General features: G+C 44.6%; 10 protein-coding genes and 2 pseudogenes. 3 read left to right on the top strand and 9 right to left on the bottom strand.

Features of this window, described 5'->3' with window-relative positions; all coding sequences use genetic code 11:
• Positions 1-180: 180 nt before the first annotated feature.
• Positions 181-786, top strand: a complete 606-nt coding sequence (locus AAEM60_RS03950; protein ID WP_299741974.1) for a hypothetical protein — start codon at positions 181-183, stop codon at positions 784-786.
• Positions 787-1279: 493 nt separating this feature from the next.
• On the opposite strand, the pseudogene AAEM60_RS03945 reads toward AAEM60_RS03950, so the two are convergent.
• The 7 genes and pseudogenes from AAEM60_RS03945 to AAEM60_RS03915 all read right to left on the bottom strand — a co-directional run.
• Positions 1280-1393, bottom strand: a pseudogene (locus AAEM60_RS03945) (DinB family protein); the annotation flags it as partial.
• A 143-nt stretch (positions 1394-1536) separates the two neighbouring features.
• Entirely contained in the window at positions 1537-2889 is a 1353-nt protein-coding gene (locus AAEM60_RS03940) for an aspartate aminotransferase family protein (protein ID WP_299741971.1), read from the bottom strand.
• Complete coding sequence (phnX, locus tag AAEM60_RS03935) at positions 2864-3694, bottom strand: phosphonoacetaldehyde hydrolase (protein ID WP_299741968.1); 831 nt, start codon at positions 3692-3694, stop codon at positions 2864-2866. Before phnX ends, AAEM60_RS03940 begins: the two co-directional genes overlap by 26 nt.
• The gene (gene phnW, locus AAEM60_RS03930; protein WP_341357450.1) at positions 3691-4785 is read right to left on the bottom strand and encodes a 2-aminoethylphosphonate--pyruvate transaminase; all 1095 of its coding nucleotides are present in this window, start codon (positions 4783-4785) and stop codon (positions 3691-3693) included. The genes phnX and phnW overlap by 4 nt, the downstream gene beginning before the upstream one ends.
• A 13-nt stretch (positions 4786-4798) precedes the next feature.
• Complete coding sequence (locus tag AAEM60_RS03925) at positions 4799-5791, bottom strand: extracellular solute-binding protein (RefSeq protein ID WP_299741963.1); 993 nt, start codon at positions 5789-5791, stop codon at positions 4799-4801.
• A gap of 69 nt (positions 5792-5860) precedes the next feature.
• The gene (locus AAEM60_RS03920; protein WP_341357449.1) at positions 5861-7483 is read right to left on the bottom strand and encodes an ABC transporter permease subunit; all 1623 of its coding nucleotides are present in this window, start codon (positions 7481-7483) and stop codon (positions 5861-5863) included.
• Positions 7476-8228 (bottom strand): ABC transporter ATP-binding protein, encoded by a 753-nt coding sequence (locus tag AAEM60_RS03915; protein WP_299741958.1) that lies wholly within the window; start codon positions 8226-8228, stop codon positions 7476-7478. Before AAEM60_RS03915 ends, AAEM60_RS03920 begins: the two co-directional genes overlap by 8 nt.
• 208 nt (positions 8229-8436) lie before the next feature.
• On the opposite strand from AAEM60_RS03915, the gene AAEM60_RS03910 reads away from it, so the two are divergent.
• Both AAEM60_RS03910 and AAEM60_RS03905 read left to right on the top strand, forming a co-directional pair.
• Complete coding sequence (locus tag AAEM60_RS03910; protein WP_341357448.1) at positions 8437-9210, top strand: DeoR/GlpR family DNA-binding transcription regulator; 774 nt, start codon at positions 8437-8439, stop codon at positions 9208-9210.
• A 139-nt stretch (positions 9211-9349) separates the two neighbouring features.
• Positions 9350-9847 (top strand): DinB family protein, encoded by a 498-nt coding sequence (locus AAEM60_RS03905; protein ID WP_299741952.1) that lies wholly within the window; start codon positions 9350-9352, stop codon positions 9845-9847.
• Positions 9848-10161: 314 nt separating this feature from the next.
• Here AAEM60_RS03905 and AAEM60_RS03900 read toward each other — a convergent pair.
• Both AAEM60_RS03900 and AAEM60_RS03895 read right to left on the bottom strand, forming a co-directional pair.
• Positions 10162-11298: pseudogene (locus AAEM60_RS03900) on the bottom strand (serine hydrolase domain-containing protein).
• Between the two features lie 257 nt (positions 11299-11555).
• The gene (locus AAEM60_RS03895) at positions 11556-11801 is read right to left on the bottom strand and encodes a hypothetical protein (RefSeq protein ID WP_341357447.1); all 246 of its coding nucleotides are present in this window, start codon (positions 11799-11801) and stop codon (positions 11556-11558) included.
• Positions 11802-11911 lie beyond the last annotated feature (110 nt).

Genomic DNA, 11911 nt, shown 5'->3' with positions numbered 1-11911 from the left:
TGTCCCAGCACCATTTTATCCCGCTGCATTTTAACGCATTCCATGTCACCCCAGTTCCCATATATTAAATGATTTTTAAAATAGAACCCTCCCCCTTACCAAAAATTCAAAAGGGTAACCCATTACACTAAAACTATCAGGAAATGTTTTACATTCAATTTCAAGAGGAGGAATTTTTTCATGAAGAAGATTTTGTGTTTACTATTCGCTAGTGCACTGACCCTCATGCTTGCAGGCTGCGGAGGTGATGCAGCTGTGGAGGAACTGGATAAAAATGATACAGAAAAAGCCGAGGCCAAGACGACAAGTGAACCAGCTAAGGAAGAAAATCCTGAGGAAACAGCACAGGAAAACGATATTTGGACGTATTACAATGATGCAACCTGGTCGGATGATTACAATGGATTGAAGATGGAAATCCAGAAAGCAGTTGTGACGGATAAAGCTCCTACGATGGAAGATGAAAACGCAGAGACGTCAGCAGTGGGAGTGAAATTCAAAATGGAAAATACAACGGACGGCAAGTTCACGTTTTACCCGGACCAGGCCGTCCTCGTCACTAGCACCGGGGAACAAATTGATATGCCCGATATGTGGGTCTCAGATAGCATCGGCGGAGAGATCGACAAAGGGGTCATCAAGGAAGGGAATATCATCTGGTACCTTGAAAGAGGCCACGCAGAAGATATCGAGTGGATCAAGTTGGAGTTCTCGGGGCATCAGGGAGCGGAGGATGATTTCGAGGCTGAGATGAAGGAATATGAGATTGAGCTGCAGTTGAAGTAAGATGCACAGGGACGGTCCTTCTGCTTCCTTTTCATAAAAACCGTCCCCTTGCTTCCCACCTATAGGTTCAAAAGAAGACGCACGTATCAATTGAGAGATATGGTCAAACACCACAGCTGATAAATAGTCGGAAAAATTCCGCTTAATTCATAATGACTATTGAAAAAGACTGAAATAGACGGAAAGATTCCGCCTATTTAATCAAAAAACACAAAAATAGGTAATTTCTCTATACATAAGCGGAAAACTTCCGCTTATGTACCACCAAAACAAGTTCCATTCTGAATGTAACCGGAAAAATTCCGCTTATTTCACTTCCCCCCCTGGTTCTTCCATAAAGGGGAATACATCTTATTTGAAAGATTACGATGAGCCGTATCCATAATTGTATTTCTATATAAAGAAACTCGCCACATTCACTTCGGCGAGTTCTACTTGTTAATATACCAACAATGATGCTACTACAATTGTCATTTCGGCACATCATGGCCGCCCCATCGCCTTCATGACATTCCAGGCGTCCTTTTGACAAACCAGTCAAGAACGTTTCCAGTGTGACTGGGGTTCTCTCCAATATTTCAATTGCTTCATGTAGTGTAAAGTTTATCCGCTTCCCCCTCTTACCAATCATCATACTTCAATCACTATCCGGGAAGATAGATTTAGTTGTCTCCTCTTCACGTAAAAAAAAGCAAAAGAACCGTCCACTTGCTTCCACAAAAAAAGAGCCAAGGGACCTGTCCCCCCGGCTCAAACCAACTCACCCAACGCCTCATCAACCAACCCCACAGCAAACCCCAACTCCTCCTCTGTCACAACAAGCGGAGGATGCCACGTCATACAATTCCCACCCGAAACCTTGAACGACAATCCTCGTTCCAGGCAGTAATACAAGACACGCTCAGCTAAATCAGGGTGTCTCTCCTTCGTTCCCCGGTCCTTCACCAGTTCAATCGAAATCATGAGTCCCGCAATCCGGATGTCTCCGATGCATTCATGCCGCTCAGCAAGCCTGTTCAGCTCGTCACGCACAAACGCAGAAAGCCTCTGGCACCGTTCCCCAAGCTTATGATCATCGATATAATCAATCATGGCAAGGATTGCCGCGCTTCCGAGTGCCGGCTTCTCATGTGTATAATGCCCAAGAGAAACATCCCCGGCACAATCGTACTCCGTTTTCGCAAGGACCGCAGCCTGCGGGATGACTCCCCCTCCCAGGCCTTTCCCCAATACAAGCAGGTCCGGTTCCACACCAAACTGCTGATGGACATAAAACGTTCCACTTCGGTAAAGGCCGGTCGGGATTTCATCAAAGATCAAAAGGATGCCATAGTGATCACAGATCCTCCGCAGTCCTTCGAAATAGCTGCGCGGCGGGATATGCGTATCGGTGGCCCGGATCGGCTCCAGCAAGATCGCCCCGATGTCCCCTTCGTTTTCAATCATGTATTCCAGATACCGAAGGCAAAAGGACGCGATCTCTTCAGGATCTTCACTGTTGATGAGATTTCGGTATCCATTATACGGAATGCCTTTCAGTACTCCCGGCATGAGGGGACCCATGTCTTTCTTGAACACATACTCGCCCCCGACGGAAATCGTATCAAGTCCTGCCCCGTGGAACGATTCCCACATGGAAATGACCTTGTGCCGTCCGGTTGCCTTTCGGGCGATTTTAAGAGCGAGGCCAACAGCGGCACTGCCTGAGGGCGTGAACAAAACCCGGTAATCCTTTGATGTTGTTTTGTTCACAAGTGCCTGAGCCGCTCGAATCGTAATGTCGGCTGTAAACCGCCTCGGAATGAACGGCAGCTCCTCTACTTGCTTCTTGACTGCCTCCACAACATACGGGTTTTTGTAGCCGACCTGATGAAGGCTGTTTCCATGAAAGTCCAGATACTTCTTCCCATTCACATCCGTGATATAGCAGCCTTCCGCATCAGCCACCGCCTCGAGGCAGGGAGTCGACATGGATTGTTTTAAAAAGGACCGGTCATCCTCCTGAAGGAATGCGGTACTTCGCTCGGATAATCGCTCATTCCACTGAGAACGCCGGGAACTCTTATTTATATCCCCCTCACGCTTCAATTCGTTCTTGCTCATACGGCCGCTTTCCTTGTTCGATCTTTTCATTGATACGTTCAATCAGCTCCGGCAGCTCCTTCATGGTTTGGATGGTAAAATCAGCGCCGTTCGCATAGAAAACCTGCTCCACTTTGGATCTGGCCTGGTCCTTCTCCGTCTCTGAAAGACTATCAAACTCCTCTTGAGTCAGCCCCATTTCCGAACTTCCTTCGATCACACCCACGGTCCACACTCCTGCATTGACGCCTTCTTTCATATCAGATACCGTATCACCGACTTTGACGACCTTCCACGGTGCCGTCAAATGAAGAGCCTCCATGTTCCGGAAAATCATATAAGGGAACGGTCGGCCAAAGGAGTTTGTGTCGTCCGCCGTGATATAGAAGTCCGGTCGATACCCTTTCTTCTCTGCATGTGGCACGACGATTTCCATCATCGAACCTGTATAGCCCGTGGTGGAACCAATCTTCAGCCCCATCTCCCTGAGGTTTTCCACAGTGTCAATGACATGTGGAATTGGATCCGTATAGTCCGCGAGATTCGTTAAAAGAGTCGTTTCAAAGGTTGAATGAAGAGCTTCTACATCCTCTTCCTGGAACGGCCGACCGTGCACTTCCTCCCACAGGCCGGAAATTCTCGGCATGCTCAGCATCTCCCTGATATGGTCGATCTTCAGCATTCCCATTGGTCGACGCGCTTCCACCATGGTCACCTCGATGCCCGCCTGTTTGAAAATATCCATGAACACCTTGACAGGGGCAAAACATCCATAGTCTACAGTCGTTCCTGCCCAGTCAAAAATCACCGCTTCTAGTCGATTCATTTCGTCTCATCTCCCATATATTTTGTGATAACGTCGCAAAGATTTTCTATATCCTCTTCATAGATTTCACCGATGTTGCCGATTCTAAAGGTATTCACTTCCGTCAGCTTTCCTGGATAAATCACATAGCCTCTTTCTTTTACATACGTGTAGAAGTCTTCGAAATCAAATGCGGCCGTCGGGTATATAAACGATGTGATGATCGGCGACTGAAGCTCGTCTGCAATATAAGATTCAAAGCCGATCCCGTTTAGTTTTTCTCTTAAACTCTGGTTATTCTTTTGGTACCGATCGAACCTCGCGGAAACGCCGCCTTCCTCCAGCAGTTCATCGATTGCTTGTGAAAAGGCTGCAACGACGTGGGTCGGGGATGTGAATCTCCATTTGCCGTCCACGTCCATCCCTTTCCACTGATCATATAAATCGAGTGACAGACTTTTGCTGTTCCCTTCGCAGGCCATCAGCTTATCGCGTCTCGCAATGATGAAGCCGAAGCCGGGAACGCCCTGGATGCATTTATTCGCCGAGCTGATCAAGTAGTCAATCTCAAGCTCCGGAACGTTGATCGGGATTCCTCCGAAGCTGCTCATGGCATCAATGATGAGGGTTTTCCCATACTGTTTGGATACATCAGATATCATCTCTAATGGATTCAGGATCCCGGTCGTCGTTTCACAATGCACCATCACGATATGGGTAATGGCACGGTCTGACTCTAGTATTCTTCTAATCTCTTCTTCCTTCGGGACCTCATCATACTCCACACTGTACTGGCTGAATGTCATGCCAATCGCCTCAGCCATTTTGACAATCCGTTCCCCGTAAGCACCATTGGTGATCAAGAGGGGCTTATCCTCTTCAGAGATGGCGGTCATCATGACGGACTCCACCGCAAAGGTCCCGCTTCCCTGCATGAGGACAACCGTGTAGTCTTCATTTGAACATCCGCCCAGTTCAAGCAGCTTCTGTCGTATTTTTTGAGTGATCGTCTTATAGTCTTGATCCCATGTGCAGCGGTCAACGAGCATTGTCTCTTTGACCGTGCCCGATGTCGTTAAGGGACCCGGTGTTAACAGCTTATATGCGTTCATAGGTTCCCCCTCCTTATTTAGCAGATTTAAAGAATTCCTGATGTTCTTTCAATAGATCGACGGTCAATGGCTCTGAGAATGTCTTCGAATGAGCCGGTTTATTGCTCTCAGATACGGTTTCCCCTTTATAAAGCGCAACAGGATAGGACTCTATTAACTCTTCTCGTCCGTCTTCAATGATGACCTTCGCCATTTCCTGTGCAAGCTCCGTGGTCGCTTCATCCTTTTCCACAACCGCTACCGATTCAGTTAACGAGAAGTTCCCTTCTGTCGGGTCGACATAGTCGATCGGCTCTCCATTTTCCTTGGCTGCCACTGCCTGATGACGCAGTCCGAATCCGACAGCAACCTCTCCTGCCTGCACCTTCTTGATGGGACCGGAGCCTGAGCTTTCAAGATGAGGCCCGACATTCGCAATCAATTGTTGTAGAATGGCTTTCCCTTCTTCTTCACCGTACTCGCTCATGATGGATTGGACGAGAAGCCAGCCTGTAGAAGAATCCATAATGTTCGGGATCGATACAAGATTTTTATATTCCGGCTTCACCAGGTCCTTGATCGACGTTGGCATCTCTAAGCCTTTTTGTTTCAGGATTTCCGTGTTCACGAAAATGGAGCCTGTATTTGATAGAATCGGAGTATAATAAGCTGGAGTCTCCTCCAATGCCTTCGGATCAAATTTCAAATCAGCAAACATGTCATACTTTTTCTGAGCACTTTCAATATAGTAAGAACTCATTGTAATCAAATCAGAATCCGTTTTCTCTCCCTCTACTAAAAGCTTTCCGCCTAATTCAGATGTCCCGAGGGATTGAATGACATATTTCCCTTCATAGCCTGCGCCTTTCAATGCGGTTTCCATCGCTTCCACCGCTTCATCATCGCCATTCGTTGAAATCACCACTTTTTCCTCTTCCCCTGATGCCGAACTGCCGCATGCTGCCAGTGTTGCAACAGATGATACCAGCAATAAATGTAGAAACCCTTTTTTCATTTTGCTTAGCATGTTCATGTCTCCCTTTGAGTAGATTTTTTATTTTCAAGGCTTGCGACCACTGTCTTAGGCCGCCACCTTTCAAAACGTATGAAGTGATGCTCTTTTTTGCCAAAAGCCCAGTAACAGCTTGACGATCAAATTCGTCCCAAAGATGAGCAGGGACAGGACAAAGATTTCGTTGAACTTCGCAAAGTGCTGAAGCTGCTGGATTTTACTCGAAACCAACGACGTTTCTGCCGTGATCAGAAAAATGATTCCACTGATCGTAACCATTGAATTGATAAAATAGTAGCCCGCCATCTCAAGAATGGTCGTGGCTGAGTTCGGAATGATGACCCGGCGCACGGTTTTGAACCAGCTGTCCCCGAGGAGCTCCCCTGTTGTTTCCCAGCCTGGATTCATCTTCGACAGGGAATGCTTTGCCATTAAATACGGGGTCGTGAAAAAGTGAATCAAATTACAGAAGATCAAGATGGCAAAGGTACCTTTGAAGCTCGTCCCATTGAATAAAAGCAGATAAGACAGCCCGAGCACCATCCCGGGAACCGTATTCGTGACCATTGCAATCCCGTCCATAACGGATTTTCCTTTCACGGCTGTCCTTCCATTGATCAGGGCCGCTCCATAGGCGACAATGGTTCCGAAGATCGCCGTCAGTACGGAAACGAAAAGAGAATTCTTATAGACCCCCGTTAAATCACTGGAGCTGAACGTATCGATGATATGCTCCCAGGTAAAGGTATTGTTGAACGGATATTGCTTCAGGAACGGAGCGATGAACATAATCGCAAACGTCGCGACCATCGCGGATAAAATAAGAAAGGCAAGTGATCCAAGGACCGCGTCCCTCCATCGATTCCCCAGCAGCTCCGTGTCCGTCACCTTGTCATAGTGAAAATTCATTTTCTCCAAATAGCGAAGGAGCAGGATTCCCAGGACAGCCGGCAGCAGCATCAGTACGGCTATGACAGCCCCCTGATTGAAATCCGGGATCGAACCGAGCATCACCTGATACAAGAGCGTCGCAACCACCGTATATGTTCCCCCGATGGAAGCAGGAATGCCGAAGTCTGTAAAGCTAAGAATGAACGAAAGGACAAAGGCCCCTCCGAGTGTCCCCCACAGCGGAATGACGATCGTATTCATAAAGCTTCTGATGGTGCTGTCCCCCATCAGCTTCGAGACGATGATGAATTTCTTGTCAATGTACTGAAACGAATTATGAATGACGAGAAACGCCGGCGGCAATGTGTAGATCACATAACCGATCAGCAGCCCGTTAAAGCCATACATATCAAAGAGCGGCGAGCCAAACAGCTTCGAAAACAGCCCCTGATTTCCGAAGGAGTACATAATGGCAAATCCGTATGTAATGGTCGGAAGCAGCATGGGCAGGAGTATCCCCGTTTTCAACACACCCTTGAAGGCTGGATGAATTCTCGTTGCATTGATCGAGTAGGCCATCACAAACGCCAGGACCGTTGTGATCAATGCCGTTACCGCCGATACTTTAAAGCTGTTCCCGATCGCGGTTAAAATCTCCTCATTTGATAAGGCCTCTAGATACGTCGATAACGTAAACCCCTGACCACCTTCAAGGGACTTCATCAGCAAGAACATGAGAGGCAGGACCAAGAAGACTAGAAACAATCCCGATGCAGCGTAAAAGATGACCTTCATTTCCGGTTTCACTTTAATCATGGCTATCACCAAACAGGGCATAAATATTGTTTCGCTTAATTTGCAGCTGCTTCAAAATGAACTCCCGGACGAACTCATCCTGTGGCTGTTGAATAATTTCCTTAGGCGTTCCATACTGGGCGACCTTTCCTTCATTAATAATGAGAATCTTATCGGAAAGCGTCAGTGCTTCCTCGGGATCGTGGGTGACGATGATCGTCGTGAGTCCCAGTTCTTTCGCGATTGACTTGATCCGGTCCTTGATGGACTCCTTGATCACGCCATCCAATGCACTCAGCGGTTCATCGAGTAACAGCACTTTCGGCCTCGTCACCAGTGTCCGTGCAAGGGCGACTCTCTGTTTCTGGCCCCCTGACAGCTCGCCGATCCGTTTTTCCAGATGAGGCTCAAGCTCCAGGAAGTCTATGTATTCCTGCAGTTCTGCATCTAGGAGTTTCACTTTCTGGTTTTTGAGTCCATACACGATATTTTGATACGCGTTCAAATTTGGAAATAACGCATAATCCTGAAAAACGATGTTGAATCCGCGCTTTTTCATCGAGACGTTTGACACGTCCTGTCCGTTGAAAAGGATTCGTCCATCATCCATATTTGTGAGCCCCAGGATGATGTTGAGCAGCGTCGTTTTCCCGCTTCCGCTCGGACCCAGAAGCGAAACGATCTCCCCTTGGTTAATATCAATCGTGATATCCTCTAACACGACTTTTTTATCGAATTGTTTGCGAACTCCATGTAATGTAAGCAAACGCGTCACCTCCTCAATCACACCCTCAGTATAAAAACTTTCTGTAAATAGACGTCACGTTTTGTGTAAAGGTTATGTAAAAGTTGCACATATCTTTAATAACTTCTAACTAACTTATGCATATATTAACAAAGGTGTTTTCATATTTTTACATAATCATCATTGAAAGTTTCCGCCAGTACCCTTACACTACAAGTAACAATACAGAATGGGTGAGGGTATGTTTCCACTGGAAAGACGTCAAAGAATCATGGACTTATTAAAAGAAAAGAAGGTATTAAAACACGCAGAACTTACGGAAGAGTTAGGCATATCCATTGATACACTTAGGAGAGACTTAAACATTCTTTCTGAAAACAGAGAGATCGAAAAGATTTATGGAGGAATCAAATTACTTGAAGATGACTTCGGGGAATCCGCGATGGCTGATCGCATGGTGAGCCGACTTGAAGAAAAGGAAAGCATCGCCCGACGATGCAATGAACAGATCCAAGAGGGAGATTGCATTTACATCGACAGCGGCTCCACGACCTATCAATTGGCGAAAGCCATCAAGAACAGAAAAAACCTGACCGTCGTGACCAATTCACTGCCTGTCATCACAGAGCTCATCAACAGTGAAATCGAGCTCATCATCATCGGCGGCAAGATCAGAAGACACGAAAGCTCCGTCGTCGCCTACGATTATATATTTAATTTTGATGAGCTGAACATTCTGAAAGCCTTTATTTGCGCGAGCGGAATCACAACCGAGAGGGGCATATCCGATTACAACCTTGAAGAAGCCGTCACCAGGAAGAAAATCATCGAAATCTCGAAAAAAGTCTATGTGGCAGCAGACCACACCAAATTCGGCAAAGAGGTCACCGTCCGGATCGCCCCTCTCCAGAAGGTCGACTATATTGTCACGGATGGAAACATTGGATCTGATTGGATAGAGGAATTTAGCACGTGTAAGACGAAGTTGCTTGTTTCAGAGTGATGACGTTTTAGCATAAATACCGCCACTGGCCAGGATGTCGCGCTTTGTCATGATCGAAGAAAACCTCAGTCTTTAAAAGAAGCGTTCTCGTCACTCAACGTGCTACAATAATGTTGATTACATTAAGGGAGGAATAACCATGTTTACATCAAAAAATGATTTCTTACAAGAATGGAAACAAGAAGCAGCCGTAACCCAAAAGGTGCTCGATGCCCTGACAGACGAGTCATTGAAACAAGAGGTGGCGCCAGGCTTATACAGTATCGGAAGCGTTGCATGGCATATCACGGGAGCTACATACTACTTCCCTGCTCAGGTCGGGATCACATTCGAAGTGCCTGATCTTCGAAAAGATGCGCCGGTAACAGCAAGTGAAATCAGTGAAACGTATAAGTTGGTCAGTGATCGCCTGATCGAAGCCGTTTCTGAACAGGTGTCGGATGAGAAGATGAACGAGATGGTGAATCTGTTCGGCATGGAGATGCCGGTTCAGGGCGTATTCCGCCTGCTGATTCAGCATCAGGCCCACCACCGCGGACAGTTGACGGTTCTGATGAGACAAGCTGGTCTAAAGGTTCCTGGCGTGTATGGTCCAAGTAAGGAAGAAATGGAAGCGATGAATGCTCAGAAAAGCTAAAGAGTGATGAACAACCGGCCCCGGCCGGTTGTTTTTTTTGGACTGTCGGTGTCCGTATATGCCTCCCATCCTAAGTAAGACTATGCTGGAGTGATTTCGTTACAAAAAACCCCCTATTGAAAATCGTAACGGGTTCCGTTGAGGGAGGGAAAACCTTAAATCACACACCAATTAGCAGCAGAAATAACGAAAATAACGATGTAAATAGCACGATATTTAACAGTAAAAAACCCAGAGCAAATGACTCTGGGTTTTTATGTCTTTATTATCTTCTTATTCTGTTAAGCCCCCCTTTAACGGAATATTGGCTTCGATTATTCTACATAAGTAGGCTTAATTAACTGCTTAAATTCTTGCAGTTCTGCTTCGCCACCGAACAAAACCTTCTCTAATGTAAGGATTAAAAGATGCGGAATCTTGTTTAATTCATCAGTGGTAAAATCGAGGTTGCATAGCATAATAATAGCTTTGTCACAATCTTTGTAACTAATTAAACCAGAACAATACCCTGCCCAATATCCATCGTGAAGCACAATCTTTTTATACTGAGGGTGGTCCTCAATTTTCCAGCCAAGACCATATCCCCCCAAGTCCTTGTGCAAACCAGGGCAATATTTAACGGAAGCATCTCCGTTAAGATAATTGGGGTTAATTATACACTCTTTTGATTGTTCGGATACCAACTCATTATTATATATAGAACGTTCCCACTTTAGTAAATCATCCACGGTTGATTTTATACCGCCATCACCTTTAACACCATCGAGGAAATACACATATTTATGCTCTTCGATTTCATTCGGAAGTCTGTACAAATCCTGTTCCCAATCATAGATATACCCTAACGAAAAATATTCAATTTCGTCATCTAGGAATTAAGAATGCGTTGAGGTATTTAACATACTTAATGGTTCAAATATTCTTATCTTTAAAAATTCTCCGTACTCCATTTTTGAAACCATTTCTATGATTTCTGCCAGCAGTACATACCCTGTATTACAATACTCCCACTTCTCATTTACTGGGAATAATACATCAGGCTCTTCATCTTTCAGGAATTTAATTACATCTTTATTTGTTGCAATTTTTGTTTGGTCCCAGTTCCCCTCTGTCTCAAACCATTCCATATAATCGGGAAGTCCAGAGGTATGATTTAGCATATTTTTAATTGTAATGTTTTTGTATGAAAGATAAGGGAAAAACGTTTTTAGATTATCGTCTAATTTTAGTTTTTTCTCCTCAATTAGTATCATAATTGCCATAGCTGTAAAGCTCTTTGAAATCGAAGCAATTTCAAAAATAGAATTATGGGAATGTTGTTCTGAGAAAGTTCTCTTGCCTATCGCTCTCTTGTAAAATGGTTTGCCTTCCTCAGATAAAAGCACAGTCCCATTAAATAGCTTATATTGTTCTAAGAAATCTAATACTATATCTAATTCTTTGGCCCTCATATTTTCTCCACTCATATTAAATGACCTCCAATTATGATTTGTTAGTGAGTATAATTAGCTTCACTTTTGGAGGGCGGACCCCTTATTAACGGTTATATAAAGTTGAATATCTTAAACAAGTTATCTTCCCCCTATTTAAATACTCTCTTATTCGGTTAAACTGCCCTTTAATGAAGTTATGAAAATGCTTTTCTATAACAATTTTTAACTATTGCTGCCTAAGCGGAACAACTTATTTCTATTTCGTGTACTTTTAATCAAATACTATTAAATGCAAGTAAATATCCAAGAAATAGCAAACAAAGTATGATAGCAGAAACCTTTTTATTTTCATTAATACTTAAAATAGTTAGTATAATGATCGATAATAAGCTTGAAAAATAAAAAATGTAATCAAACCAAGCCTCTTCAAGGAAAAAAGTATTTATTGTTAGTAGGGTGAAATGAGTGATCAAGATAATACGGTATATATCACCAAATTTTCTGTTCTCTTTTGCTTCCATAATCCCCCTCCACCTAAGTTATCTTCAAGATACTGATTACAAAATCAAACTGACCTACCTTTAGAGTTTTTATTATTTAATAAACCTGCCCTTTAACTTAATACCAATTA

The organism is Rossellomorea sp. y25, from assembly GCF_038049935.1.
Classification (GTDB): Bacteria; Bacillota; Bacilli; order Bacillales; family Bacillaceae_B; genus Rossellomorea.
The sequence above is the reverse complement of the archived record's forward strand: the minus strand, read 5'-3'. Positions and strand labels throughout refer to the sequence as shown.

Coding starts and splice junctions, on each gene's coding strand:
- AAEM60_RS03940 (WP_299741971.1), bottom strand. CDS start 2,889: ATGAGCAAGAACGAATTGAAGCGTGAGGGGGATATAAATAAGAGTTCC.
- phnX (WP_299741968.1), bottom strand. CDS start 3,694: ATGAATCGACTAGAAGCGGTGATTTTTGACTGGGCAGGAACGACTGTA.
- AAEM60_RS03910 (WP_341357448.1), top strand. CDS start 8,437: ATGGGTGAGGGTATGTTTCCACTGGAAAGACGTCAAAGAATCATGGAC.
- AAEM60_RS03950 (WP_299741974.1), top strand. CDS start 181: ATGAAGAAGATTTTGTGTTTACTATTCGCTAGTGCACTGACCCTCATG.
- AAEM60_RS03905 (WP_299741952.1), top strand. CDS start 9,350: ATGTTTACATCAAAAAATGATTTCTTACAAGAATGGAAACAAGAAGCA.
- AAEM60_RS03925 (WP_299741963.1), bottom strand. CDS start 5,791: ATGCTAAGCAAAATGAAAAAAGGGTTTCTACATTTATTGCTGGTATCA.
- AAEM60_RS03920 (WP_341357449.1), bottom strand. CDS start 7,483: ATGATTAAAGTGAAACCGGAAATGAAGGTCATCTTTTACGCTGCATCG.
- AAEM60_RS03895 (WP_341357447.1), bottom strand. CDS start 11,801: ATGGAAGCAAAAGAGAACAGAAAATTTGGTGATATATACCGTATTATC.
- phnW (WP_341357450.1), bottom strand. CDS start 4,785: ATGAACGCATATAAGCTGTTAACACCGGGTCCCTTAACGACATCGGGC.